Annotated in this window: 26 protein-coding genes; 16 read left to right on the top strand and 10 right to left on the bottom strand. The window is 71.7% G+C overall.

The features are described 5' to 3' along the window. Positions 1-134 precede the first annotated feature (134 nt). Complete coding sequence (locus tag AB0B58_RS13790) at positions 135-1,109, top strand: NAD(P)H-quinone oxidoreductase (RefSeq protein ID WP_360222681.1); 975 nt, start codon at positions 135-137, stop codon at positions 1,107-1,109. 8 nt (positions 1,110-1,117) lie between these two features. On the opposite strand, the gene soxR is transcribed toward AB0B58_RS13790, so the two are convergent. Next, positions 1,118-1,558, bottom strand: coding sequence for a redox-sensitive transcriptional activator SoxR (gene soxR / locus AB0B58_RS13785; RefSeq protein WP_360222678.1), 441 nt, complete (start codon positions 1,556-1,558; stop codon positions 1,118-1,120). A gap of 49 nt (positions 1,559-1,607) precedes the next feature. On the opposite strand from soxR, the gene AB0B58_RS13780 reads away from it, so the two are divergent. Both AB0B58_RS13780 and AB0B58_RS13775 read left to right on the top strand, forming a co-directional pair. Beyond that, the gene (locus tag AB0B58_RS13780) at positions 1,608-2,288 is read left to right on the top strand and encodes a transketolase (protein WP_360222675.1); all 681 of its coding nucleotides are present in this window, start codon (positions 1,608-1,610) and stop codon (positions 2,286-2,288) included. 5 nt (positions 2,289-2,293) lie between these two features. Next, positions 2,294-3,184 carry a transketolase gene (locus AB0B58_RS13775; RefSeq protein WP_360222672.1) on the top strand — a complete coding sequence of 297 codons (891 nt, stop codon included), beginning with the start codon at positions 2,294-2,296 and terminating at the stop codon, positions 3,182-3,184. On the opposite strand, the gene AB0B58_RS13770 is transcribed toward AB0B58_RS13775, so the two are convergent. Then, complete coding sequence (locus AB0B58_RS13770) at positions 3,181-3,633, bottom strand: hypothetical protein (RefSeq protein WP_360222669.1); 453 nt, start codon at positions 3,631-3,633, stop codon at positions 3,181-3,183. The two genes, AB0B58_RS13775 and AB0B58_RS13770, sit on opposite strands and share 4 nt — an antisense overlap. A gap of 58 nt (positions 3,634-3,691) precedes the next feature. Further along, the gene (locus AB0B58_RS13765) at positions 3,692-4,822 is read right to left on the bottom strand and encodes an acetyl-CoA C-acyltransferase (protein WP_360222666.1); all 1,131 of its coding nucleotides are present in this window, start codon (positions 4,820-4,822) and stop codon (positions 3,692-3,694) included. Between the two features lie 35 nt (positions 4,823-4,857). Between AB0B58_RS13765 and AB0B58_RS13760 the strand changes: the two genes are divergently transcribed. After that, complete coding sequence (locus AB0B58_RS13760) at positions 4,858-5,280, top strand: PH domain-containing protein (protein WP_360222663.1); 423 nt, start codon at positions 4,858-4,860, stop codon at positions 5,278-5,280. A 19-nt stretch (positions 5,281-5,299) separates the two neighbouring features. On the opposite strand, the gene AB0B58_RS13755 is transcribed toward AB0B58_RS13760, so the two are convergent. After that, the gene (locus AB0B58_RS13755; protein WP_360222660.1) at positions 5,300-6,214 is read right to left on the bottom strand and encodes a rhomboid family intramembrane serine protease; all 915 of its coding nucleotides are present in this window, start codon (positions 6,212-6,214) and stop codon (positions 5,300-5,302) included. Positions 6,215-6,237: 23 nt separating this feature from the next. Beyond that, on the bottom strand, positions 6,238-6,771 hold the full coding sequence (locus tag AB0B58_RS13750) for a peptidylprolyl isomerase (RefSeq protein ID WP_360222657.1): 534 nt from the start codon (positions 6,769-6,771) through the stop codon (positions 6,238-6,240). 162 nt (positions 6,772-6,933) lie between these two features. Between AB0B58_RS13750 and AB0B58_RS13745 the strand changes: the two genes are divergently transcribed. After that, a complete protein-coding gene (locus AB0B58_RS13745; RefSeq protein WP_360222654.1) occupies positions 6,934-7,590 on the top strand; it encodes a hypothetical protein in 657 nt (218 codons plus the stop codon). A gap of 52 nt (positions 7,591-7,642) precedes the next feature. Here AB0B58_RS13745 and eccB read toward each other — a convergent pair whose 3' ends face one another. The 3 genes from eccB to AB0B58_RS13730 form a co-directional block, all read right to left on the bottom strand. Further along, on the bottom strand, positions 7,643-9,088 hold the full coding sequence (eccB, locus tag AB0B58_RS13740) for a type VII secretion protein EccB (RefSeq protein WP_360222651.1): 1,446 nt from the start codon (positions 9,086-9,088) through the stop codon (positions 7,643-7,645). A 64-nt stretch (positions 9,089-9,152) separates the two neighbouring features. After that, positions 9,153-10,292: a magnesium and cobalt transport protein CorA gene (locus AB0B58_RS13735; RefSeq protein ID WP_360222648.1), complete on the bottom strand. Its 1,140-nt coding sequence runs from the start codon at positions 10,290-10,292 to the stop codon at positions 9,153-9,155. A 314-nt stretch (positions 10,293-10,606) separates the two neighbouring features. Continuing rightward, positions 10,607-11,701 carry a PLP-dependent aminotransferase family protein gene (locus AB0B58_RS13730; protein ID WP_360222645.1) on the bottom strand — a complete coding sequence of 365 codons (1,095 nt, stop codon included), beginning with the start codon at positions 11,699-11,701 and terminating at the stop codon, positions 10,607-10,609. Between the two features lie 39 nt (positions 11,702-11,740). Here AB0B58_RS13730 and AB0B58_RS13725 point away from each other — a divergent pair, with 39 nt between their 5' ends. The 4 genes from AB0B58_RS13725 to AB0B58_RS13710 are packed head-to-tail and all read left to right on the top strand — an operon-like array spanning position 11,741 to position 14,732. Then, positions 11,741-12,190 (top strand): NUDIX domain-containing protein, encoded by a 450-nt coding sequence (locus AB0B58_RS13725; protein WP_360222642.1) that lies wholly within the window; start codon positions 11,741-11,743, stop codon positions 12,188-12,190. 52 nt (positions 12,191-12,242) lie between these two features. Then, positions 12,243-12,974: a phosphocholine cytidylyltransferase family protein gene (locus AB0B58_RS13720; RefSeq protein ID WP_360222639.1), complete on the top strand. Its 732-nt coding sequence runs from the start codon at positions 12,243-12,245 to the stop codon at positions 12,972-12,974. Continuing rightward, positions 12,962-14,023 (top strand): iron-containing alcohol dehydrogenase family protein, encoded by a 1,062-nt coding sequence (locus AB0B58_RS13715; RefSeq protein WP_360222636.1) that lies wholly within the window; start codon positions 12,962-12,964, stop codon positions 14,021-14,023. The genes AB0B58_RS13720 and AB0B58_RS13715 overlap by 13 nt, the downstream gene beginning before the upstream one ends. After that, positions 13,998-14,732 carry a CDP-alcohol phosphatidyltransferase family protein gene (locus AB0B58_RS13710; protein WP_360222633.1) on the top strand — a complete coding sequence of 245 codons (735 nt, stop codon included), beginning with the start codon at positions 13,998-14,000 and terminating at the stop codon, positions 14,730-14,732. The genes AB0B58_RS13715 and AB0B58_RS13710 overlap by 26 nt, the downstream gene beginning before the upstream one ends. A 21-nt stretch (positions 14,733-14,753) precedes the next feature. Here the strand turns inward: AB0B58_RS13710 and AB0B58_RS13705 are convergent, their stop codons facing one another. After that, entirely contained in the window at positions 14,754-16,274 is a 1,521-nt protein-coding gene (locus AB0B58_RS13705) for an arylsulfotransferase family protein (RefSeq protein ID WP_360222630.1), read from the bottom strand. A gap of 31 nt (positions 16,275-16,305) precedes the next feature. After that, entirely contained in the window at positions 16,306-17,496 is a 1,191-nt protein-coding gene (locus AB0B58_RS13700; protein ID WP_360222627.1) for a glycosyltransferase, read from the bottom strand. Positions 17,497-17,521: 25 nt separating this feature from the next. On the opposite strand from AB0B58_RS13700, the gene AB0B58_RS13695 reads away from it, so the two are divergent. The 7 genes from AB0B58_RS13695 to AB0B58_RS13665 all read left to right on the top strand — a co-directional run bounded on the left by AB0B58_RS13695 (position 17,522) and on the right by AB0B58_RS13665 (position 25,829). After that, positions 17,522-18,382, top strand: coding sequence for a DNA-formamidopyrimidine glycosylase family protein (locus tag AB0B58_RS13695; RefSeq protein WP_360222624.1), 861 nt, complete (start codon positions 17,522-17,524; stop codon positions 18,380-18,382). A 251-nt stretch (positions 18,383-18,633) separates the two neighbouring features. After that, entirely contained in the window at positions 18,634-20,133 is a 1,500-nt protein-coding gene (locus AB0B58_RS13690; protein ID WP_360222739.1) for a sugar transferase, read from the top strand. A 51-nt stretch (positions 20,134-20,184) separates the two neighbouring features. Further along, positions 20,185-21,396 (top strand): histidine kinase, encoded by a 1,212-nt coding sequence (locus AB0B58_RS13685; protein WP_360222621.1) that lies wholly within the window; start codon positions 20,185-20,187, stop codon positions 21,394-21,396. Further along, positions 21,393-22,136 carry a LytTR family DNA-binding domain-containing protein gene (locus AB0B58_RS13680; RefSeq protein WP_360222618.1) on the top strand — a complete coding sequence of 248 codons (744 nt, stop codon included), beginning with the start codon at positions 21,393-21,395 and terminating at the stop codon, positions 22,134-22,136. Before AB0B58_RS13685 ends, AB0B58_RS13680 begins: the two co-directional genes overlap by 4 nt. A 212-nt stretch (positions 22,137-22,348) precedes the next feature. After that, entirely contained in the window at positions 22,349-23,038 is a 690-nt protein-coding gene (locus AB0B58_RS13675; protein WP_360222615.1) for a response regulator transcription factor, read from the top strand. After that, on the top strand, positions 23,035-24,102 hold the full coding sequence (locus AB0B58_RS13670; protein WP_360222613.1) for a HAMP domain-containing sensor histidine kinase: 1,068 nt from the start codon (positions 23,035-23,037) through the stop codon (positions 24,100-24,102). Before AB0B58_RS13675 ends, AB0B58_RS13670 begins: the two co-directional genes overlap by 4 nt. A 14-nt stretch (positions 24,103-24,116) precedes the next feature. After that, positions 24,117-25,829, top strand: coding sequence for a DUF4173 domain-containing protein (locus AB0B58_RS13665; protein ID WP_360222610.1), 1,713 nt, complete (start codon positions 24,117-24,119; stop codon positions 25,827-25,829). The last annotated feature ends 39 nt before the right edge of the window (positions 25,830-25,868 follow it).

Raw genomic sequence — 25,868 nt, 5'->3', positions numbered from 1 at the left:
CGCCAACCCGATCTTCAACGTCAAGATCGCCTGACCCACACCACCCCAGCACGACCCCACGAGCCGCCCGGCCACCAGCCGGGCGGCTCGACCGCTTCCCTGCTTTTGTCGTACGCGTCGGGCAAGCTGTCTGCATGCACGCGATCACGATCGAGCAGCCCGGCGGTCCCGAGGCACTGGTCTGGGCCGAGGTCCCGGATCCGACGCCGGGCGAGGGCGAGGTGGTTGTCGAGGTGACGGCCGCGGCGGTCAACCGGGCCGACGTGATGCAGCGCCAGGGCCACTACCCGCCGCCCCCGGGCGCCCCGCCCTATCCCGGCCTGGAGTGCTCCGGCGTGATCACCGCGGTCGGCCCGGGCGTGACCGGCCGCCACGTTGGTGAGCGGGTCTGCGCGCTGCTCGCCGGCGGTGGCTACGCCGAGCAGGTGGCGGTCCCCGCGGGTCAGCTGCTGCCCGTGCCGCAGGGCATGTCGCTGCAGGAGGCGGCCGCCCTGCCCGAGGTGGCCTGCACGGTCTGGTCGAACGTGGTCGACATCGCCCGGCTCCGCCAGGGTGACACCCTGCTGGTGCACGGCGGGGGCGGCGGCATCGGCACGTTCGCCATCCAGCTCGGCAAGGCCATGGGCGCCACGGTCATCGTCACCGCCCGCGAGGCCAAGCACGCCCGGTTGCTTGCTCTCGGCGCCGACCTGGCGATCGACTACACCTCAACCGACTTCGTCGAGGCAACCCGCGACTTCACCGGGGGCCGCGGCGCGACCGTCATCCTCGACATCATCGGTGCGAAATACCTGGACCGGAACGTGGCGGCCCTCGCACACGACGGCCGCATCGCGATCATCGGCATGCAGGGCGGCCGGCGCGGCGAGCTCGACCTGGGTGCGCTGATGAGCAAGCGCGGCTCGGTCTCGGCGACGACGCTGCGCGCCCGGCCGGTCGCCGACAAGGCAAGGATCGTCAAGGGGGTGCGCGAACGGGTCTGGCCGCTGGTCGACGCGGGGGCGATCCGCCCGATCATCGACCGCGCGGTTCCGATGCGCGACGCGGCGGCGGCCCACCGCCTGATGGAGAGCAGCGACCACGTCGGCAAGATCGTTCTCCTGCCCTGACCGACCGCCTACGACGGCGGGTTGAGGATCAGCTGGGGGCCCTCGCCGAGCCGCGCCAGGCGGTCGTCCGGGTTGATCAGCCGGCAGCGTTGCAGGCTCAGGCAGCCACAGCCGATGCAGCCCGTCAGCTGGTCGCGCAGCCGCTCCATCATCGTGATGCGCTCGTCCAGCTTGCGCCGCCACCGGGCCGACAGGCGCGCCCAGTCCGCCTTCGTCGGTGTGCGGTTCTCCGGCAGCGCCGCCAGCGCCTCCCGGATCTCCTCCAGCGAGACCCCGACCTGCTGGGCGATCCGGATGAACGCGACACGCCGCAGCTCGTGCCGCTCGTAGCGGCGCTGGTTGCCGCCGGTGCGGGTGGACCGGATCAGTCCCTCCCGCTCGTAGTAGCGCAGCGCCGACTGCGCCACCCCGCTGCGCACGGCCATGTCGCCGATGGTGAGAAGCTCCACTCCAGCCGCCCCTTGAGTTGAAGTGAACTTTAACTAGCAGGCTGAGAATATGACTGCTACGGCCGTTAAGCCAAACCTGCTGGGCACGCTGCTGACCCGGCTGACCGGCGACGAGAAGCACGCGCCCAGCGCCTTCTCGACGCTCGACGTGCTGTGGGTGCTGTACGACCGCATCCTGCGCGTCCACCCGGAAACGGCGGACGAGCCCGACCGGGACCGCTTCCTGCTCTCCAAGGGGCACGGACCGGCCGCCTACTACGCGGTGCTCGCCGCCAAGGGCTTCATCCCGGTCGCCTGGCTCGACGATCTCGGCGGGCCGGAGAGCCGCCTCGGCCACCACCCCGACCGGGTGCTGATCCCGGGCGTGGAGATCGGCACCGGATCCCTGGGCCACGGGCTCGGCCTCGCCGCCGGCACCGCGCTGGGACTGCGCGCGCAGGGCTACGACGCACGCACGTTCGTCCTTCTGGGCGACGCCGAACTGGACGAGGGCTCGAACCACGAGGCCATCGCGTACGCGGCGGCGGCCCGGCTGGACAAGCTCACCGCCATCGTCATCGACAACCAGTCCTCCACTCACGGATGGCCGGGCGGCATCGCCCGCCGCTTCCCGGGATGGACCACCTCCGTCGTCGACGGGCGTGATCACGACGCAATCGAGGAGGCCCTGCTTGCGCGCGGCGAGGACCGGCCGCATGTAGTCGTCGCCGTCGTCGAACCGAAAGGCTGAGAATCATGCGAGAGACCTTCGTCAACACCACGATCACGCTGCTCGACGAGGACCCGCGGACCGCCGTGGTGCTCGCCGACATCTCCGCCGACGCGTTCGCGGCCGCGCACCGCAGACACCCGGACCGGGTGCTCAACGTCGGGATCCGCGAGCAGTTGATGACCGGCGTCGCCGGCGGGCTCGCGCTGACCGGGCTGAGGCCGTACGTGCACTCCTACGCGCCGTTCCTGATCGACCGCGCCTATGAGCAGATCAAGCTCGACCTCGGCCACCAGGACGCGGGTGCGGTGCTGGTCAGCATCGGCGCCTCGTACGACGCCTCCGCGGAGGGCTACACGCATCAGTCCCCCGGCGACGTCGGGTTGCTCGACACCCTCGAGGGGTGGACCGTGCACGTGCCGGGTCACCCGGACGAGGTCCCGCCGCTGCTGCGCGACGCCGCCCGCAACGACGACCGGATCTACGTGCGGCTCTCGTCGCAGCACAACACCCGCGCGTACGAGCGGACGGGCAGGCTGCAGGTGCTGCGGCGCGGCTGGGCCGGCGCACCGGTCGTGCTCGCGGTCGGGCCGATGCTCGACCCGGTGCTCGCCGCGACCCGGGAGCTCGACGTCACGGTCGCGTACACGATGACGCCGCGGCCGCTCGACGGTGCCGGGCTGCGCGAACTGGTGAGCCGCGAGGTCATCGTCGTGGAGCCCTACCTGGCCGGCACGTCGAGCCGGCTCGTGGCGGCGGCGCTCTCCGACGTACCCCATCGGGAGCTGCACCTCGGCGTGGGCCGCGCCGAGCAGCGCCGCTACGGCACCCCCGCTGACCATGCGCGCTGGCACGGCCTGGACCCGGCGGGCCTGCGGGCCTCGATCACCGGGTTCCTGGACAGGCCCGCGGCCTAGGCCGCGGCGGGGAGCCGGCCGGCCGAACGGCGCTCGCGAAAGACGTGCTTGAGCAGCGCGTCGAAGTGCCACACCTGCTCCGGCTGGCCGAGGCGCATCCGGAACCGTTCGCGGACCCCGTCCACCGCGGTCGCCGCGACGTCCACGGCGGACATGCGCAGGTCCGGGCGCCAGGTGACGTTACTCAGGTGGCGCAGGTTCTCGTTCAGGTGCAGCCGGAGCCGGTGCAGCACCCGGGTCTCCTGGGTGACGACCAGCCGCCGGTAGGTCAGCAGCAGCAGGAACTCCCCGGCCATCGGCCGGTCCGGGCACACGCAACGGGTCACCAGCACGGTGGAGTCGTCCGGTTCCACGCAGCGGCGGAAGATCGGCAGGTGCCGGCTCACGGTCGGGATCGCGACCCCGGCTTCGGCGGCGGCGGGGAGGAACGTACGGGAGAACACGTCCATGTGGCGTTTAACGCGGCGCAAACGGGGAAGCTGCGGCCACGGCACGATGAATATCGAATTACAGAAGCTCGACCACCGTGGCGTTCGCCATTCCGCCGCCCTCGCACATGGTCTGCAATCCGTACCGGACGCCGGTCTGTCGCATGTGGTGCAGCATCGTCGTCATGATCCGCGCACCGGACGCGCCGAGCGGGTGGCCGAGGGCGATCGCGCCGCCCAGCGGGTTGAGGCGTGCCGGGTCGGCGCCGGTCTCCGCGAGCCAGGCCAGCGGCACGGGCGCGAACGCCTCGTTCACCTCGTACACGCCGATCTCGTCGAGGGTGAGGCCCGAGCGGTCCAGCGCCTTTCCGGTTGCCGCGAGCGGCGCGGTCAGCATGATCACCGGATCGTCGGCCGCGACCACCGCGGTGTGCACGCGGGCGACCGGCACCAGGCCGTGCGCGGCCGCCCAGCGGGACGTGGTCACCGCCAGCGCGGCGGCGCCGTCGGAGATCTGCGACGCGGAGCCGGCGGTGACTACGCCGTCGGCCTTGAACGGCGTCTTCAGCGCGCCGAGCTTGTCGATCGTGGTGTCGCGCCGGATGCCCTCGTCGCGGGTGACCGCGCCGACCGGCACGACCTCCACGTCGAAGTCCCCGGCATCCTGCGCCTTCGCGGCCGCGGCATGGCTGGCCAGGGCGTACTCGTCGAGCTGCCGCCGGGAGAAGCCCCAGCGGGCGGCCATCATCTCCGCACCGACGCCCTGGTTGAAGACGGACGTGCCGTAGCGCTCGGCGATCGCCGATCCGTACGGGTCGGCGCCGGCCGCGCTCGATCCCATCGGCACGCGGCTCATCGACTCGACCCCGCCGGCCACCACCAGGTCGGCCTGCCCGGAGAGCACGGTCGCCGCGGCGAAGTGCAGCGCCTGCTGGCTCGACCCGCACTGCCGGTCCATCGTCGTGGCCGGCACGGACTCGGGCCAGCCGGCCGCGAGCACGGCGCTGCGGCCGATGTTCCAGGACTGCTCTGCGACCTGGGAGACGCATCCCCACATGACGTCCTCGACGTCCGCCGGGTCGAAGCCCGCCCGCGCGGACAGGGCCCGCAGCACGATCGCCGACAGGTCGGCCGGGTGAACCTCCGCAAGCCCTCCGTTACGCCGCCCGACGGGAGTACGGACAGCCCCAACGATCACCGCGTCACGCATACCGCCGACGTTACGCGGGCTGCGATAGTTATGGCATGTCGCCTCTTCAGTGGCGGGTGAAGCCCGTTCTGCCGATCACCAGGCTGCTGGGCGCGGTGGCGGTGGTGGTGCTGGTGGCGGCGTTCGGCCGGGGCGATCCGGTGCAGTGGTTCATCGCCGTGGTGATGGCCGCGGCGCTGACCGGCTGGGCGGCCCGGGACCTGATCGCGCCGGTCCGGCTGAGCGCGGACACGAGCGGGATCACCCTGGTCGCCGGCTTCGCCCGGCGCCGGCACCTGTCCTGGCCCCAGATCGAACGGGTACGGGTGGACCGCCGCGAGCGCCTCGGCCTGCGAAGCGCGCTGTTGGAGATCGACGCGGGCGAGAGCCTGCACATGTTCAGCGCCAACGACCTGGGCGCGGACCCGGAAGAGGTCGCCGAGGCCCTGAACGCCCTGCGCGCCAACGCCCCTCTCTGACCCGGGGGTCGGCGCCGGTTCAGCTCAGCAGGACCGCGGTGCGGTAGATCGTGAGCGCCATCAGGATCAGGAAGATCCCCGCGCAGCCGATGGCCTGCACCAGGTTGCGCCGCTCCCTCGGGGCGTAGGCCAGCACCGCCGCCACCGCACCGCCGACGACCAGGCCGCCGAGGTGGCCGGCGACCGAGATGTTGGAGATCGCGAAGGTGAAGATCACGTTGATGACGATCACCGGCAGGATCGGGGCGATGCTCAGGTTCAGGCGCTTGAGCAGCACGAAGATGGCCGACATCAGGCCGAAGACCGCGGTGGACGCGCCCGCCGTCATGGCGTTCGGCGCCGAGAAGACGTACGCCGCCACGTTGCCGCCCAGGCCCGCCAGCAGGTAGAGGCCGACGAAGCGGAGCGGGCCCAGCGCCCGCTCGATGTCGCGCCCAAGGAACCAGAGCGCATACATGTTCATCAGCAGGTGCAGCACGCCATAGTGGAGGAACATCGCCGTGAACAGGCGGTACCACTCGCCGTACGCGATGCCGTGCACCGCCATGTCGCCGACGGGACCGTAGAGGGCCTCGCCGAGCACCGAGCCCCATTCGGTGAGCGGGGTGCTGCCGCCGAGCAGGCCGCCCCAGCCGCCGCCGGCCACGGCGGTCGAGCCGCCGGAGATGATCGACATGATCATCATCACGACGTTGACGCCGATGAGGACCCGGGTGGCCGTCCCGGCGCGGCCGGCCGCGCTCCCCCCGAAGGCGGTGCGCGCCGGCCGCTGGGTGCGCCTGCCTTCGGCGACACACTCCGGGCACTGGTGGCCGACAGAGGCCTCGTTCATGCAATCCGGGCAGATCGGACGTTCGCAGCGGGTGCAGCGCACGTAGGTCTCTTTTGACGGATGGCGGTAGCAGACCGGGGCCGTCACCGGAGACTCACTCATGCCTCAAACGTACCCGGAGGGGGTTACTTGCCCGGTGCCCGCTCGATCTCCACGCGCTCGACGACGACATCCTCGCGGGGGCGGTCGCCGGGGCCGGTCGGGGTGGTCGCGATCGAGTCCACGACCTTGGCGGACTGCTCGTCGGCCACCTGGCCGAAGATCGTGTGCCGCCGGTTCAGGTGCGGGGTGGGTCCGACGGTGATGAAGAACTGCGAGCCGTTCGTGCCCGGACCCGCGTTCGCCATGGCGAGCACGTACGGGCGGTCGAACTGCAGCTCGGGGTGGAACTCGTCGGCGAACTGGTAGCCCGGGCCGCCGCGGCCGGTGCCGGTCGGGTCGCCCAGCTGGATCATGAAGCCGGCGATGACCCGGTGCGAGATCGTCCCGTCGTAGTACGGGCCGCTGCCCTTCTGGCCGGTCCGCGGGTCGGTGTAGTCCTTCGTGCCCTCCGCGAGCTCCACGAAGTTGCGGACGGTCGCCGGGGCGTGGTCCGGAAAGAGCTGGAGCCGGATCGGGCCGTGGTTGGTGTGCAGGGTGGCGTAAAGAGTGTCGGCCACGGGTACTCCCCCTCAGTGTCGCGGTCGCCGGTCCGCTACGTCGGGGCCGGCGCTGGACAGTTCTTTGCAGTTCGGATCCTCCCCCATGTGTCTGATCCGGCTACGCGGGGGTACCCAAGAGGGCAACATGGCGTGGGAGAGAACCACAGGAGGTGGGCACTGGTGTTCGCAACGATGCGACGGAAGTACCGCAGCGCGCGGATGAAGCGGGAGCTCGGTCAGGGCGTCGATCACTTCAAGCGCGCGGCAACGATCGCCGCGCACGAGACCAGCGCGACCGTGGGTCCCAAGATCAACGCAGCCAAGGGTCGCGTGCAGCCGACGGCCATCAAGGCGAGGGACGCCGCGACGCAGAGCTGGGACAGCGCCATCGCGACGCTGACTCCGCTGGTCACCAGCGCGACGGAGAGCGCGCGGCAGGCGGGCTGGTCGGCGGCCGAGATGGGCAGGAGCACCACCAAGGCGAGCAGGAAGAAGGCGAAGCAGCTCAAGCGGCGCGCACGCGGGCGCAAGCGCACGGGTATGCAGCTCGTCGGCCTGCTGCTGGCCGGCGCCGCCGTCGGCGCCGCGGGTGCCTACGTGGTCCGCATGCGCCGCCGCGAGCAGTGGGACGAGTACAACCCCGGTGGCGCCGTCTCGACTCCGGTCGCCGGTGCCGACGACGCCGCGTTCGAGCCCGACCTGTCGGGCCCGACGGGCCTCGTCACGCCCGTCGACGAGGCCGGCTCGCTGGGGATCGACGATGAGGCCGACCAGACCTCGTCGTCGCAGCACAGCCCGACGGTGGCCCGGATGGCGAGCGGCAAGAACAAGAACTGAGACCGGACGTGGCACGGAAAAGGCGGACCTCCCGGCTGGGAGGCCCGCCTTTTTACTCGTCCGTGGCGTCTGACTGCCGGGCGCGTACGGGATCCAGGGCCGGGCCCGGCGGCAGCAGCGCGACCAGCTGACCCGGGACGGCGTCGGGCTTGACGCTGCCGTAGCCGAGCCGGGGCAGCACCTCGCGGCTGGCGACCGGGTAACGCCGGCCGGTGTCCGTCACGATGCTGACCGTGCCGCTGCCCGCCGGCGCCGTCGGTGACGCGGCGGCGACCACCAGGGCGCCCTTGCCCCGCGGCACGTGCACCAGGTCGGCCTGAACGCCGCCGGGCACGGCCGCGGACCCGCTGACCGGGGTGCCCTTCGCCACCGTCGGGCCGATCCGGATGCCGAGCTCGGGGGTCTCCGCGTTCTTCCCGTCGTAGGTCAGGCACACCTGCCCCGGGCCGTTCAGCAGCACCGGGACGGCCGGCGGAATGCCGGCAGCGGCAGCGGCCGAGACCAGCTGGGTCTGTGAGCGCGGCAGGTTGCTGTAGCGGTTGAGGTCCAGATCGCTCCGGACGTCCGCGTCCCGGTCGACCCGCATCAGCTGGGCCTGCACGTAGGTGAGGTCGGCGACGCCGTCACCGAGCACGACGGCCCACTTGTCGCCGCCGGAGTCGCTCCGGATCTGCAGGAGCTGGCCGATCTCGAAGTCGGGGATCGCCGGGGACTCCTCGCCGAGGTCCGGGATCTCCGGCGGCTTCAGATCCGGCCCGATCGGCACCGCGTTGATCCACGCCGCCGCCACCGGCAGCGGCTGCTGGGTCCAGCCGAAGAACACCTTGGTCTGCTGCACCCGGCCGGCCGGGATGAGGAAGCGCCGGTTGTTGTAGACCAGGAAGGTGCGCTCGGCCGGGTCGGAGACCAGCAGGCCGCGCAGGTCGGCGGCGGGGGTGTCGGCCCGGGGCACGGGCAGCACCGTCCCGTCGGTGAGCCGGTCACCGACCGACAGCAGGCTCCGCGGTGGCTCGGCGCCGTCGGCCGTCAGCGAGCACACGGTCCACACCGGGTCGACCAGGCCGCCCTTGGCCGCCGGCAGCGAGTCGGGTGCGTCCGGGATGCCGAGCGGGTCACCGAGCGGCACCTTGGCCAGGCTCTCGGAGGAGGCGTCGACCATCTTCGGCTGGTTGGAGTTGGCGATCAGCAGCCCGGAGCTGTAGTTGAGCACCGGGTGCATGCGGCCGTCGGACTTCAGGTAGACGTAGCGGGCGCCCGAGCCCTTCTCCAGGTAGACCACGGCCTCGTTGCGCGGATCCACGGTGCTGCCGCCCTTGAGCAGGCCGTATACCGCCGCGCCGCCGACGGCGAGCGAGGCGACGACCAGGCTGATCAGCGCCGCGCTGCCGGCCCGTCGCAGGGGCGAGCGGTGCGGATCGGGGTCGTGGGTGACCAGCGCGGCCACCACCCGCTGCTGCGAGTACTGGTACGAGTGCAGCTGATCCTGGCGCGACGGCACGCGATTTCCCTCCCCAGGGCGACCTCGTCACTGTAAGGGTCGACGATAGGCGGCGGGGGGCGGGTCAGAGCCAGCCGTTGCGACGGAAGGCGCGGTACAGCAGGACCGATACCCCGAGCAGCACGGTGATCAGCCCCGGGTAGCCGTACTGCCAGTGTGTCTCGGGCATGTGATCGAAGTTCATGCCGTAGACGCCGGCGAACGCCGTCCACACCGTCGCGATGCCGGCCCAGGCCGCGATCTTGCGCATGTCGTTGTTCTGGTCGACGGTCACCTGCGCCAGCCGCGCCTGCAGGATCGAGTTCAGCAGGTCGTCGTACGAGGAGACCTGCTCGACGGTCCGGGTGAGGTGGTCCTGCACGTCGCGGAAGTAGCGGCGGATCTCCTTGGGCACCAGCCGGCTCTGCGGCGCGGTGATGGTGGCCAGCGGCCGCTGCAGCGGCACCACGGCCCGGCGGAACTCCACGAGCTCGCGCTTCATCTGGTAGATCTGCTGCACCGAACTGCCCTTGTCCCGCGAGAACGCGCCCTCCTCGATGATGTCCAGGTCGGCCTCCACCTGGTCGGCGACCTCGACGTACGCGTCCACGACCCGGTCCGTCACGGCGTAGGCCACCGCCCATGGACCCTGCTCGAGCAGCACGCTGCGGGACTCCAGATCCGCGCGCACGGGCGCGAGTCGCGACGCGTCGCCGTGCCGGACCGTGATCACGAACCGCTCGCCGACGAAGATCATCATCTGCCCGGTCTCGACGACCTGCGACGTCTCGGTCAGCTCGCTGTGCGGCACGTAGCGCGCGGTGCGCAGCACCAGGAAGTGCACGCTGCCGAACTGCTCCAGCTTGGGGCGCTGTTCCGCCTTGACAGCGTCCTCGACGGCGAGTTCGTGCAGGTCGTAGGTGCGCGCGATGGCCGACATCTCGGCCTCGGTCGGCTCGTGCAGGCCGAGCCAGACGAACGCGTTCTCCCGGCTGCACGCCTCGCGCAGCGCCTCGTCGGGCGAGAAGTCGCCGGACGCGCGCTTGCCGTCGACGTACACCCCGCAGTCCACCACCGCGGTGCCGTTGAACACCCGGCCGGGCTCGGCGATGCCGTCGGTGGTGCCGAGGAATCGGTTCATCGCCCGCACGGGTGCAGTCCATGCCCGCGACAGGGATCGGTTCACGCCCGTCGCCCGATTACGGTGCGAGCTGCTCTCGGTCATGACTGCCTCCCCCAGGGTGATGCCCGGCCGGCCCCCACTGTGAGGCCTGCACGAGGCTACGCCCAGGGCGGTGCCCGGTCCCGCCGCGCCGCGGACACCACGGCTGGTGGCGCCGGGCGGACCGGCCGCATTTCGGGGGGTGAAGGGTGCGATCGGCCCGCCCGGCGCCGAGGGGCGGGGTGGGTGTCCACGCGCCGGGCCGCATGGTCATGCGGTCCGCGCAGCAGCATTGTGAACCGGACGCCGGCCCCGGGGGCAACCCCGGAACCGGCGTCGGCGGACTCTCTGTCGGAAGCCCGACAGCGGGGCGCCCCTCAGGCGGTGATCTCGGCGATGGCCGCGGCGAGCCGGCGGACACCCTCGTCGATCTGGTCGACCGTCACGGCCGAGAACGCCAGCCGGACCGAGGACTTGCCGCCGTCCAGCAGGAAGTCGCTGCCCTTCACGATGGCGACGCCCTTCTTCATGGCCGCCGGGAAGAGCCGGTCGACGTCCACGGCCTCCGGCAGGTCGACCCAGAGGAAGTAGCCGCCGTCGGGCTCGGTGAAGGTCGCGCCCGGGATGTGCTCGCGCAACGAGGCGGCGAGCACCTTCGCGCGCTCGGCGAGGGCGGTGCTGACCGTCCGGACCGAGCGCTCGATGTCGCCCGAGACGCAGAACTGGTGCACGATCGCCTCGGAGACCATGCCGGGCGAGATGTAGAGGTTGGTGGCCTTCTTCGCGATCGCGTCGATCAGCGCGGCCGGTCCGACCAGGTAGCCGACGCGGACGCCCGGGCACACCGTCTTGGTGAAGCTGGACGCGTGCACGACCACGTTCTCCGTGTCCATCGACAGCATCGACGGCAGCGCGTCACCGCGGAAGCGGATGTCGACGTACGGGTCGTCCTCGAAGATCATGAAGCCGTACTGGACCGCGAGGCTCAGCAGCGTCCGGCGCCGCTCCAGCGAGAGGGTGACACCGGCCGGGTTCTGGTAGTTCGGGATGATGTGCGCCAGCTTCGGGCGCAACCCCGCCTCGAGCAGCCCGCGCAGCTCGTCGACGTCGATGCCGTCCGGGTCGATCGTCACCTGGTGCACCTTGCCGCCCAGGTTCTGCAGGTTGAGCAGGGTGCGGTCGTAGGTCGGCCGCTCGACGATCACGTCGTCGCCGGCCTGCACCAGGTGGTTGAAGAGGAACGCGTCGGCCTGCAGGGAGCCGTTCGTCACAATGACCTGGTCGGCGGAGACCCCGTGCTTTTCGGCGATCCACTTTCGCAGCGGGACGTAGCCGACCGACGTCCCGTAGGCGGTCACCCCGGCCGGATCGGCGTCGAAGGCGCGCGCGGCGGCGGCCTTGAGGCCCTCAACGTCGACGATGTCCAGGGACGGTGCCCCTCTTGCGAACGAGATCAGCTGCTCAGCGGTCATGGCCCCAAGCTTACGAGCAGGCTCTATATCATTTTTCGCGTGGTACCTGACCCGCTACGCGTCGCCGGTGCTCTCGTCGTGGACGACGACGGCCGAATATTTTTCCAGCGTCGATCGGCACAACGGAAGCTTTTCCCGAACGCCTGGGACATCGTCGGCGGCCACCTCGAACCGGGCGAGACGGTCGGTGACGCGCTGCAAAGGGAGATCCTGGAGGAGACCGGCTGGCGGCTCTCGGTGGTGCTCGGACAGGTCGGCGAATACGCCTATACCGGAGAAGACGGCCTCGTCCGGCACGAGACCGACTTTCTCGTACGCGTGGACGGCGACCTGGCGCGCCCGCGGCTGGAGGCCGGCAAGCACACGGAGTATCGCTGGCTCGGGCCGGACGACCTGGCGGTGCTGGACGAGAGCGCCGAGATCAACGACGGGATGATCCGCAGGATCGCTGAGGACGGCTTCGCGGTCCTGCACACTCTCGGTATGTGAACCCACGGCTATCCTCGTCGGGCACGCCCCTCACTTCGGAAGGAACCATCCCATGATCGGTCTCGTACTCGCCGCCGGCGCCGGACGCAGGCTGCGTCCGTACACCGACACGCTGCCGAAGGCGCTGGTCCCCGTCGACGGGGAGACGACCATCATGGATATCTCCCTGCGTAACCTCGCGGCCGCGGGGCTCACCGACGTGACGATCGTCGTCGGCTACTGCGCCGGCGCCGTCGAGGAGCGCAAGGACGCCTTCGAGGAGAAGTACGGCGTCAAGATCACCCTCGTGCACAACGACAAGGCCGAGGAGTGGAACAACGCGTACTCCCTGTGGCTGGCGCGTGACCGGTTCGCGGAGGGCGCGCTGCTGGTCAACGGCGACACCGTGCACCCGGTCAGCGTCGAGAAGACCCTCCTCGGCAGCCGCGGTCCGGGCATCCTGCTCGCCGTCGACAACGTGAAGAAGCTCGCCGACGAGGAGATGAAGACGATCTTCGACGCGGACGGCCGGCTCACGAAGATCACGAAGTTGATGGACCCCGCCGACGCCTTCGGCGAGTACATCGGCGCGACCGTCATCGAGGCCTCGGCCGCCGCGGACCTCGCCGACGCCCTCAAGACCACCTGGGAGCGCGACCCGAACCTCTACTACGAGGACGGCTACCAGGAGTACGCCAACCGCGGCGGTGAGATCCGCGCGGCGACCATCGGCGACATCCCGTGGGTCGAGGTGGACAACCACGACGACCTCGCCAAGGCGCGGGACATCGCATGCCACTACTAGCCCGTAGCGTCCAGACCCCGCTGCACATCGACGTGCGGCGGGGCGCGGTCGCAGACCTCGGCCGCATCCTCGCCGACGGCCGGATCTCCGCCGGCGGCGATGTCGCCGTGGTGGTCGGCCCCGGCCAGGGCGAACGGATCGCGGAGATGATCCGCCCGTCGCTCGGCTCGGCCGACGTCTACACGACGACCGGCGGCACCCTCGACGCCGCGCTCGAACTGGCGGCGAAGCTGCGCTCCCGCTCGTACGACGCGGTGGTCGGCATCGGCGGCGGCAAGACCATCGACGCGGCCAAGTACGCCGCCAACCGCTGGGGCATGCCGATGGTGTCGGTGGCGACCAGCCTCGCCAACGACGGTGTCGCCTCGCCGGTCGCCAGCCTGATCAACGACGGGATCAAGGGCTCATACGGGGTGCACATCCCGTATGCGGTCATCGTCGACCTGGACTTCGTGGAGAACGGCCCGGAGCGGGTCAACCGGGCCGGCATCGGCGACGTGATCAGCAACATCAGCGCGCTGGCCGACTGGGACCTGGGCCGCGAGGTCCGGGGCGAGCCCGTCGACGGCCTGGCCGCGTCCCTGTCGCGGGTGGGCGCCGAGGCGATCCTGACCATGCCCGGCGACATGCAGGACGACGCGTTCGTCACGGTCCTCGCCGAGACGCTGATCTCCAGCGGCCTGGCCATGGCGGTCTGCGGCAGCAGCCGGCCGTGCAGCGGCGGCTGCCACGAGATCATCCACGCGACGGACACGCTCTACCCGGGCACGGCCTCGCACGGCGAGCTGGCCGGCCTGGGCGCGCTGTTCTGCACCTTCCTGCGCGAGGACGAGCGCCGCTTCGCCCAGATGTCGGACTGCCTGGTCCGGCACAACCTGCCGCGCACGCCGGGCGACGTGGGCCTGACCGTCGAGCAGTTCGTGGAGGTCGTGGAGTTCGCCCCGAAGACCCGCCCGGACCGGTACACCATCCTGGAGCACCTGGCGATGAGCCCGGACGAGATCCGCAGGAAGCTGGCCGATTATGCCGACGCCATCGCCGCTCGCTGACGCCGTGGAGAACCCGCCGACCGCCGCCGACTACTACCGGGTCAACCGGGGCGGCGGCCTGTTCAGCGAGGCCCTGAGCCAGCGGCTGGGCGCGCGGATCTCGGTCTTCGCGTACCGGCACCGGCTCGCGCCGACCGTGCTCACGGTGGCGAACCTCGGACTCAGCTGCCTGGTCTCGTTCGTGGTGGTCGCGGCGGCGGGGCCGGTGGCGGACGGCCGGGTGCCGGCCTGGCCGATCGGCCTGCTCGCGCTGGTCGGTTGGCAGCTGGCGTACGCGCTCGACTGCTCGGACGGCCAGCTGGCCCGGGTGACGGGCCAGACCAGCACCGCGGGCGGCCGGGTCGACGTGCTGTGCGACGTCGCCGGACAGATCGCGCTCGTCGCGGCCCTGTCCGCGGTGGCGGAGGCTCAGGTGCCCGAGACGCCGGCCTGGCTGCTGGCGGCCTTCGCCGGCACCTGGATGGTCAACCTGGTGACCTCGGTGATGCAGTCGGGCGACCAGGCGGCCAGCATGGTCACCAGTCGGTCGCTGCCGGTACGAGTGGTCAAACTCGTCCGCGACTACGGCGCCGTGATCGCGGTGGCGGGCGTGGTACTGACCGCGGCCCCACAGTGGACGATCTGGCTGATCGGCGCCTTCACGCTGATCAACGGCGCCTTCCTGGCCGCGAGCATCGCGTTCTCCGGCCGGGCCGCACTGAAGGGCTGACCGGCCGGGACGGCCGGCCCGTCAGACCCGGACCGGTACCGCCGACGACCTGCCCAGCACCCCGCCGGCGCCGTCCAGCGCCTCGGCGACGACGTACTCCGGCGTTCCGGGCAGGGTCAGCGTCGTCTCGAAGCCCGTGCGCGCCGCCTCGACCGACTGCGTCAGCGCGCCCGGCTGCCTTCCGGCGCGGGCCCGCCACCTCGCCACCCTCGTCGCGCCGTTCCAGCTGGCGCTGACGATCACGTTGCCGCCGTCGACGCGCAGGCCCAGCGTCGGCTGGTCCAACGGCTCGCCCGGCCACTCGGCCCGGTAGGCCCGGTACGACTGGTTGTCCGGCGGCAGGTGCCCGTCGAGCCGCACGGTCCCGTCCGGCGCGTACTCGGTGAAGTACGGCATCTGGCCCCACCCGACGAAAGAGCCGCCGTCGGCCAGCTCGCGGAAGTTGCCCTGTGTCGGCGCGGACAGCTTGCGCGGGTGCGGGAAATCGGACACGAACGTGACCGTGCGGGTGGTCTCGTCGACCTTGAAGACCAGGCCCCGGGACTGCTCGCGCTGCGTGGTCACCCCTGCGCCGTTGTCGAAGACGCTGTACGAGCCGTCGCGCCGCCGCCGGAAGTCGTGCTGCCAGCTGAACCTGGACTTCTCGTCAACGATGAAATCCGACTTCTTACCCCCGATGCGCCACCTGACCTCGCCCGTACGCCGATCGATCTTGTACGCCGCCCAGGTGTGCCGGGCCGACACCAGGAGGTCGCCGTCGGCGTCCAGCCCGACCGAGTTCGCATGGAAGTAGTCGTACGGCAGGTGCGCCGAGTCGCCGCCCGGCAGCGGTGCGTACGACTCGTCCGGGCCCACATGGTCGCGCGCCCGCCACTCGAACAGGCGCCGCCCGGTCCTGATGTCGACCTCCTGGAGGACGCCGTCGTGCAGCACGCCGTCGGCCGGGCCGCCGAACGGCGTCAGGTCGTACGGGATCGGGTCGTAGATCCAGAAGAGTGCGGTGTCGTTCGGGGTGATCACGAAGTCGTGCTGGTCGGCCTGCTCGGAGCCGGCCGCCCGGACCCGGGTGACCTCCCGGTAGTTCGTGTCCATGACGACGAACTCGCCCTGCCCGACGCCCCGGCCGCCGGTACCGCCGATGGTGCCCTCCCACCAGGTCAGCACGGGCCGGTTCCGGTACCGCTGCACCTTGAGGTCGATGGCGACCGTCGCCGGGTCGGGCACCTTGCGGAACCAGACCGGTGAGCCGCCCTCGTCGATGATCAGCGGCCCCCACAGCCCGGCGCCGGACGCCGGGGTCAGGAAGATGTAGCCGGGGGCGGTCGCGTTCGCCGGCGTCGTGATCGTGACGTCCGGCAGGGCCCGCAGGTCGGGCCGGGAGCGGAACTTCGGCGGGGCGGCCCGTTCGGCCGGTGCGGCGCTCGTGGCCCGGCCGTCGGTGTTCGCGATCGCATAGCCGGCGCCGGCACCGGCCGCGGTCAACACCACGGCGCCGCCCACGCCCAGCAGGACATTTCGGCGCGAGATCTCTGCATCGGTCACCCGATCCAGCATTCCCCGCTTCGATCATGATCTATCTGTTCGGCGGGTGCGAGTTCTCCGCGAGCGAAGTGTAGATCTCGATGAGCCGGCGGGTCACCACGTCGGGATGGAAGGCCCGCAGGTAGCGCTCGCGGGCGGCCGGGGCGACGGCGGCGGCCCCGGCCCGGGCGATCGGCAGGGCGGCCGCGAGCGCGGCCGCGTCCGGCTCGACCGCCCAGCCCGCGGCCTCGACCGACTCGCCGATCCCGAGCAGGTAACCGATGCCGCCGACGTCGGTGCCGAGCACCGGCCGGCCCGCGGCCATCGCCTCCAGGATCACCGTCGGCAGCACGTCGTTCCAGGTCGGCACGGCCACGATCACCGACGCCGCGGTACGGGCGGCCACCATGCCCTCCCGGTCGAGGGCGCCCAGGTAGGTCACGTCTCCCCGCTCGGCCGCGGCTCGCTCGGCGAGCGGCCGGAGTTCGCCGTCGCCCGCGATGCGCAGCTGTCCGAGCGAGCCGTCCGGGTGCCGGCGCCAGGCGTCCAGCAGCAGCGCGAGGCCCTTCTCCGGGGACAGCCGGGCCGCGTAGAGGAAGCCGTCGCCGATCGGCGCGGGCTCGCCCGGGTCCGGCAGCCCGTTCGGCTTGATCACGATGCGCTCGTCCGGGATGCCGTAATCCTTGAGGTGTGCGGCGATCCGCCCGGTGAGTGCGATGTAGCGGTCCACGGATTTCCACGTGGAGCGGTGCACGGCGAGCGTCGTCGCCATCAGCGCGCTCTGCGCCGCCGAGCCGCGGTAGCACTTGTGTGCGACGGCCGGCCAGCCGAACGCCTTGCCGCGGCAGTCGGTGCAGTTGTGTCCGTCGCGGAAGTACAGCCCCGACGAGCACACCTGGCGGTAGTTGTGGACCGTCTGTACTACCGGCACGCCGTGCGCGTGCGCAGTGCGAACCACCCACGGCGAGAGCAACGGGTACGGATTGTGCAGGTGCAGCACGTCCGGCCGCTCCCGCCGGAGCAGGTCCGCGAGATCCCGCTGAGCCGCCCGGCCGTAGATCGGCGAGATCGGCAGCAGCGCCTTCTGCGCGAGCGGCAGGTCGCCGATCGAGTCCGAGGCGCGCTGGAACGGCAGCACCTCGACCCCGGCCGCGGTGAGCTGCGCGATCTCCGTGTCGACGATGACGTTCTCGCCGGACGGGATCGCCTCGCGGTACCTGTTGTGCGCTACGACGACCTTCACGGTGCGAAACGCTACCGTTGGGGGCGTGCCCGAGCTTCCCGAGGTCGAGGCGCTTGCCGCATACCTGCGGGAGCGCGCGGTCGGCCACACCGTCGAGCGCTTCGAGGTGTCCTCGTTCAGCGCGCTGAAGACCTACGATCCGCCGCCGAGCGCGGTCGCCGGCCTGGCCGTCACCGACGCCGGCCGGCACGGCAAGTTCCTCGACCTGACCCTCGGCGCGGACCTGCACCTCGTGGTGCACCTCGCCCGGGCCGGCTGGCTGCACTACCGGGACTCGTTCCGGTCGCCGGCGCCGCTCAAGCCGGGCAGCGGGCCCATCGCGGTGCGGGTACGCCTCGACGACGGCTCCGGCTTCGACCTGACCGAGGCCGGCACGCAGAAGTCGCTGGCCGCGTACCTGGTGCGGAACCCGGCCGACGTGCCCGGCGTGTCCCGGCTCGGCCCCGACGCGCTGGCGGTGGACCGTGACGGGTTCGCCGAGCGGCTGCGCAGCCGCAACGGCCAGGTCAAGGGCGTGCTCACCGACCAGGAGGTGCTCGCCGGCATCGGCAACGCGTACTCCGACGAGATCCTGCACGCGGCGAGGATGTCGCCGTTCGCGTTGACCGCCAAGCTCACCGACGAGCAGATCACCACCCTCTACGAGGCGATGCGGCAGGTGGAGACCGACGCCGTCGCGCGCTCGGTCGGCCAGCGGGCGGCCGAGCTCAAGGGCGAGAAGCGGGCCGGCATGCGGGTGCACGCCCGGACAGGGCTGCCCTGCCCGGTCTGCGGCGACACCGTCCGCGAGGTGTCGTTCGCCGACAAGAGCCTGCAGTACTGCCCGACCTGCCAGACGGGAGGCAAGCCCCTCGCCGACCGCCGGCTGTCCAAGTTGATCCGATAGTCACTCAGCGTGTTCGGCTCGTTCCGGAGGAAAGCGGTTACAACATCCACTTCTTCTACGCCGTTCCATCGGTATAGTGGCCCGGTCCCACGCTTCGTCCGCGGCGCGCGGGGATCGGCAGCCCCGGCCGGAGCCCCCAGGGCCGTGGCAGTGCGTAATGTTCTCGGTGTGGGCGGTACGTGATGCGGGAGGACGTAGGCGAGGTGACCACGAGCCTCCAACGCCCGGAAACAAGCAAGAGCCGGAGCGGCATGCCGTACGACAGCTTCGAGTGGCAGCAGGACCCGCCGCCCAGTAACGGGGTACCCAGGTCCGCCTGGACCCGTTCGCACCGCCGGCTGTCGCGCTGGCACCGGCCGTACACCCTGATCCTGGTTCTGCTGGATCTGGTGTCCGCGATCCTCGCCAGCGTGCTCGCGGTGACGTTCATCCAGAAGGCCAGCTCCGGCTTCCAGGGCCGGGGTCCGGGCCTGTTCTACTTGGTCGCCCTCGTCGGCCTGCCGCTCGGCTGGCTGTTCATCCTCTGGGCGAACGGCAGCTACGACCGCCGCTACCTCGGGCTGGGCAGCGAAGAGTTCAAACGGGTGGTTCGCGCCTTCGTCACGGTCGTGGCCTGCGTATCCCTGCTCGCCTTCGCCACCAAGACCCAGCTCTCCCGGGTGACGATCGCCTATGTCTCGGTCGCGGCGCTGATCTTCATCCTGTTCTGCCGCTACTCGGCACGCCAGGTCCTGCACGTGGCCCGCCGGCGTACCGGACACGGCGCGCACCGCATGGTCCTGATGGGCACGCTGCCGGAGGCGCTCGAGGTCTACACGGCGGTCACCCGCAGCCCGGCGGCCGGCCTGATCCCGGTCGCGATCCACCTCACCGACGGCTATTCCGCGGCCCGGGGCATCGAGACACCCGTGCCCGTGTACGCGAGCCGCGACGTGCTGGCCCTGGTGCGCGAGGTCGGCGCCGACACCATCGCGGTGTGCGGCTCGGCGAGCGCGGAGCCGGGCGAGTTGCGCCGCCTCGCCTGGGCGCTCGAGGGCACCGGCGTGGACCTGGTGGTCGCGCCGCAGCTGACCGACATCGCCGGCCCGCGCGTGCACATTCGCCCGATCGAGGGACTTCCGCTCCTACATGTCGAGGAGCCGACTCTGTCGGGCCCCGGCTGGCTGGCGAAGAACCTGCTCGACCGGGTGGCCGCCTTCTTCGGCCTGCTCCTCCTCAGCCCGATACTGGGAGTAATCGCCCTCGGCATCCGGATGGCCAGTCCCGGGCCGGTCTTCTTCCGCCAGCCCCGGGTCGGCCACGAGGGCCGCACGTTCCGGGTCTGGAAGTTCCGGACCATGGACGTGGACGCCGAGGAGCGCAAGGCCACGCTGGAGGAGCTCAACGAGGCCGACGGCATGCTCTTCAAGCTCAAGGAAGACCCGCGGATCTTCAGGTTCGGCAGCAAGCTGCGGGCCACCTCGCTCGACGAGCTGCCCCAGCTGATCAACGTGCTGAAGGGCGAGATGTCGCTGGTCGGCCCCCGGCCGCTGCCCGCAGACGACGGCGACTACCTGGGCGACGTCCGCCGCCGCCTGCTGGTCCGCCCCGGCATCACCGGCCTCTGGCAGGTCTCCGGCCGCTCCGACCTGTCCTGGGACGAGGCGGTCCGGCTGGACCTCTACTACGTCGACAACTGGTCGCTGACCTACGACCTGAGCATCCTCTGGCGCACGATCTGGGTCGTCCTGCGGCGCAAGGGCGCCTACTAGGAGAGATCCGGCGGGCTGGCGTTTCCGGATCGTTGCGGTCAGGATGCGTGCGTGGCCGGTCAGATCGGGAACGCGCTCGCGGTGCTGGCCGTCCTCGCCGCGCTGGCCGGAGCGATGATCGCGGTGCTGCGGCTGCGGGCGCGGCGTGGGATCGCCACCGCCGGCCAACGGGCCACCTACGACGTGCTGCACACCGCCTCGCTGGCCGCCGAGCCGCTGCGTACCGGCCTGACCCCGGCCTCGGCCGCCAAGGCCGTCCGGCACCTGCGCCGGCTGATCGGCGCGCCCGGGCTCACCGTCGTCGACGCCGACCGCTGCCTGGCCTTCGACGGGCAGGGCAGCCACCACAGCGCCCAGTTCGCCACGGCCGCCGTGCGCACCCTGCGGACGAACCGCTCGATCGTCCTCGGCGCCGCCGATCTGCCCTGCGACCGGATGGACTGCGTGGTCCGCGGCGCGGTGCTCGCCCCGCTGACCGGCGCCGACGGGCAGGCCCTCGCGGCGCTAGTCGCCGTCGCGGACGATCAGCCGGCGCCCGGGCTGGTGCAGGCGACCATGGAGACCGCCCGCTGGGCCGGCTCCCAGCTGGCCCTCGCCGAGCTCGACTCGTCGCGCGAGCGGCTGGCCCGGGCCGAGGTGCGCGCCCTGCGGGCCCAGATCAGCCCGCACTTCATCTACAACGCGCTCACCGCGATCGCCTCGTTCGTGCGTACCGATCCGGAACGGGCCCGCGAGTTGATCCTGGAGTTCGCCGAGTTCACCCGCTACTCGTTCCGGGCGCACGGCGAGTTCACGACGCTCGCCGAGGAGCTGCGTTCTATCGACCGCTACCTGACCATCGAACGTGCCCGGTTCGGCGACCGCCTGCAGGTACGCCTGCAGATCGCGCCCGAGGTCCTCCCCGTCGGCCTGCCGTTCCTCTGCCTGCAACCGCTGGTGGAGAACGCCGTCCGGCACGGGCTCTCGCGCAAGCCGGGCGTCGGTATGGTGAGCATCGAGGCACGGGACTCGGGCGCCGAATGCCACATCACGGTCGAGGACGACGGGGTCGGGATGGATCCGGCGGTGCTGGCGGCGGGGGTCGCCGAGGCGGTCGGCGCCCACGACGACGATGCCGGGCAGCACGTGGGCCTCTCCAATGTGGATGAGCGGCTGCGGTCGGTCTTCGGTGACCGTTTCGGGCTGGTGGTGGAGACCGCGCCGGGCGCGGGGACGAAGGTGAGCATGCGGGTGCCGAAATTCCATCCCGGGGTGCGGGCATGACCCTCGTGGTGCTGGCTGTCGACGACGAGCCGCCGGCGCTGGACGAGCTCGCCTACCTGCTCAACGCCGACGCCCGGGTCGCGTTCGTGCACCGGGCGGGCGACGCCACCGAGGCCCTGCGCGTCCTGCGCGACACCGAGGTCGACGCGGTCTTCCTGGACATCCGGATGCCCGGCCTCGACGGCATGGAGCTCGCCCGGATCCTGCACCGCTTCGCCCGGCCGCCGGCGATCGTCTTCGTTACCGCGTACGACGACGGCGCGGTGGACGCGTTCGACCTGGGCGTCACCGACTACGTGCGCAAGCCGGTCCGGGCCGAGCGGCTCGGCGAGTCCCTGCGCCGCGTCGCCGGCCTGCGGGCCGCGCCTCCGCCGGCCCCCGCGAAGCGGGAGGAGGAGCCGAGCATCCCGGTCGAGCTGGCCGGCACCACCCGCATGCTGCCGCGCTCCTCGGTGCGCTGGGTCGAGGCGCAGGGCGACTACGCCCGGCTGCACACCTCCGACGCGTCGCACCTGGTCCGGGTCTCGCTGGCCACGCTGGCCGAGCGCTGGGCGGACGCGGGCTTCGTCCGCATCCACCGTTCCTACCTGGTGCAGCTGCGGCTGGTCGCGGAGCTACGCCTGACCCAGTCCGGGTACGTGGTGGCCATCGACGGCGCGGAGCTGCCGGTGAGCCGGCGGCACACCCGCGAGCTGAAGGACAAGCTGATCCGGGCCGCCAAGCACGACTGGACCCGCTGAGCACCGAATCCACAGCGTTATCCACACCCTCACAGGGTTATCCCCAGAGTTATCCACAGGGCGGCGACCTTCACAAGTTGTCCACAACTCCACCCCCGCACCCCCACGAGCCATCAATAGGCTGCTCAGCGCGGGTGGATCGGCGCGCCACGGGGGCGCACCGGTCTTTGCACCCGCGGCGCATGATGCGGGCGGAGCCAGGGGGTAGCGACATGACGGCACGGAAAGTGCTCGTGGTCGAGGACGAGCGGACCATCGCGGAGGCGGTCGCCGCCCGGCTGCGCGCGGAGGGCTTCGAGGTCGAGATCGCCGGCGACGGCCCGGCCGCGGTCGACGCGGCCCGCCGGATCCAGCCGGACGCGATCGTCCTCGACGTGATGCTCCCCGGCTTCGACGGTCTCGAGGTGTGCCGCCGCATCCAGGCGGAGCGTGCCGTCCCGGTCCTCATGCTCACGGCCCGCGACGACGAGACCGACCTGTTGGTCGGCCTGGCCGTCGGCGCCGACGACTACCTGACGAAGCCGTTCTCGATGCGCGAGCTCAGCGCCCGCGTGCACGCCCTGCTGCGCCGGGCCACCCGCAACTCGGCACCGGTCGCCGCCGCGGCGAGCGCGACGATGCGCCTCGGCGACCTGGAGATCAACCTGGCCGAGCGCCGGGTGCTGCGGGCCGGCGTCGAGGCCCGGCTGACCCCGACCGAGTTCGACCTGCTGGTACACCTGGCCAGCCGGCCGCGCACGGTGCTGCCCCGCGAGCGCCTGCTCGCCGACGTGTGGGGCTGGGCGGACGCCTCGGGCACCCGAACGGTCGACAGCCACATCAAGGGTCTGCGGCGCAAACTGGGCGCGGACCTGATCCGCACGGTCCACGGCGTCGGCTACGCGCTCGAGGTGGAGCGATGAGACTGCTCTGCACCATCCTCGGCTGGCTGCCGCGCCCGCTGGACCCGGTCCGCTCGATCAAGGCGAAGCTCGCCCTCGCCCTCGGCCTCGCCGGCGGCGTCGGACTGCTGATCTTCTGGTGGAGCCTCGACTTCATGCGGGTCGAGCTGTCCTGGTTCGCGATCGCCGTCGCGCTGGGCCTGGTCACGCTCCAGGTCATGGCCCACGGCGCCACGGTGCCGCTGCGCGAGATGACCGTCGCGGCCAAGGCGATGGCACACGGCGACTACACCCGCCGGGTCCGCGCGACCTCCCGCGACGAGGTGGGCGAACTGGCCACGGCGTTCAACCAGATGGCGGCGGACCTGGCTGCGGCGGACCGGCAACGCCGGGAACTGATCGCCAACGTCTCGCACGAGCTCCGCACCCCGATCACGGCCCTGCGGGGCCTGCTGGAGAACATCGTCGACGGCGTCAGCGACGCGGAGCCGGAGACCATGAAGACGGCGCTGACCCAGACGGAACGCCTGGGCAGGCTGGTCGCCGAGCTGCTGGACCTGTCACGCCTGGACGCGGGCGTGGTCCCGCTGGCCCGGGCCCCGATCGACATCCGCCGGTTCCTGGGCGACGTGGTCCGCGAGGCGACCGTGAACGCGGACGGCGCGGGCCACGACGTGCGATTCCTGGTCTCGGCACCGGAGATCCGCATCGAGGGCGACCGCGAACGCCTGCACCAGGTCTTCGCGAACCTGCTGGACAACGCGGCCCGGCACAGCCCACCGGGCGGCACCGTGACGGTCCGCGCCGAACGCCACGACCAGCACGTCCTGCTAGCGGTCACCGACGAGGGCGACGGCATCCCGGCCGCCGAACGGGACCGGGTCTTCGAGCGCTTCACCCGGGGCGAGCGGGCCACCGACGGCGGCACCGGCCTCGGCCTGGCGATCGCCCGCTGGGTGATCCAGCTCCACCACGGCACGATCGCGGTCGTCGACCCGACCGGCGCTGAACCGAACCGGAACCGCCCGGGCTGCCACATCCACGTGACGCTGCCCCTGCGGCCGACCCGGCTCTTACCCCCCTGATGACGGAGAAAACCGTGCCGACGAACCCGACACCCCCACCGACCGGTCCAGGAGCCGACAAACCGGCCGGCCCGCCCCCGCCCGCGAGCGAGCCCGGCTCGACACGACCCGGCACCCTCACCTCCCCGGCGGCCCCGCCGGCCGGGCCACCGCGCCCGGTGCCGCAGCAGGCCGGTGCCATGCACCTCCCGCCGCTGCACGGCCCGTGGGCCGCACATTCCGGATTCGGCCGGCGCTGGCCCGGCCCCGGCCGGGCGGCGTCCGCGGCCACCGTCATCGCGGTGCCGCTCGCGGGTGTCGTCGGCGCGCTCAGCATCCCCCTCGACCGGGCCGGCATCGGCTGGCTGATCACCGCGATCGCGGGCGTCGCCGCCCTGATCGTGGCCCGCGCGATGCCACACCGGACACCGGCCACCGCGCCGAAGCCACTTGTCGCCTGGAAACCGCAGGCGCTGCCGAGGGCACGCTTCGCCTGGTCGGCGGCGACGGTCGCGCTGCTGGGCGTCGGCACGTTCCGGTCCGCCGGGTGGTTGTTCCTGCTCTGCCTCTGCACGGCCGTGCTGACCGGCGCGCTCGCCGTCGCCGGTGGCCGATCGCTGCGCGCGATGATCCTCGCCACGGTGCTGGCCCCGCTCGCGGGCTTCCGCTCCCTGCCGTGGGCAAGGCGGGGAATCGCGGCGGCGGGCCGCGGCGGCGGCAACGCGCTGCGGATCACGGCAACGGTCGCGGTCTCGATCGCGCTGCTGGTGGTCTTCGGTTCCCTGTTCGCCTCGGCGGACGCCGCCTTCGCGGACCTGATCGAGAACGCCTTCCCCGACGTCAGCGCCGGCACGGTAGCCCGCTGGATCTTCGTGTCCCTCGTGACGACCTTCATCCTCGGCGGCGCGGCGTACCTGCGGGCGGCCCCGCCCGACCTGTCCGGGCTGGACGGCCCGGGAAAGCGCCGGGTGGCCCGCCTGGAGTGGGCGGTCCCGCTGACCCTGCTGGTCCTGCTCTTCACGATGTTCGTCGCGGTGCAGCTGACAGTCCTCTTCGGAGACTCGAAGCACGTCCTGGACACCGAGGGGCTGACCTATGCGGAGTACGCCCGCAGCGGCTTCTGGCAGCTGCTGGTGGTCACCGGCCTCACCCTCGCGGTGTTGGCCGGGGCGGCACGCTGGGCACCCCGGGAGACCCGCACCGACCGGCTGCTGATCCGCGCCATCCTCGGCACGCTGGCGGCCCTGACCCTGGTCATCGTCGCCTCGGCGATCCACCGCATGGACCTCTACGCGGACAGCTACGGCCTGACCCGCCTGCGGGTGCTGGTGGCCGTCTGCGAGATGTGGCTGGGCCTGACCTTCGTCCTGGTCCTGATCGCCGGCGTCCGCCTCAAGGCGCTCTGGCTACCCCGGGCGGTCGTAGCCGCCGGGGTCCTGGCCCTGCTGGGCCTGGCGGCGGCCAACCCGGACCGCCTGATCGCCGACCGGAACGTCACCCGCTACGAGCAGACCGACCGCATCGACACCGTCTACCTCTCGAACCTCTCGCCGGACGCGGTACCGGCCCTCGACCGCCTCACCGGCGAGGAACGCGCCTGCACGCTGGAGCCGATCGCCCGTGACCTGGCCACCGACGCCGACGACTGGCGCGGCTGGAACCTCTCCCGCCGGCAGGCCCGGGACCGGCTGAAGGCCGACCCGCCGGTCCCCGCCAAGCCCTGCTGGGAAACGTACGGAAATCGATAGCCCACCCGGCGCCCGGCGGCTCGTCCAGGCTTGACAAAG

Origin of the sequence: Actinoplanes sp. NPDC049118 (assembly GCF_040648555.1) — a bacterium.
In the GTDB taxonomy this organism is placed as follows: Bacteria; Actinomycetota; Actinomycetes; order Mycobacteriales; family Micromonosporaceae; genus Actinoplanes.
This window is presented reverse-complemented; position numbering and strand designations above follow the sequence as displayed.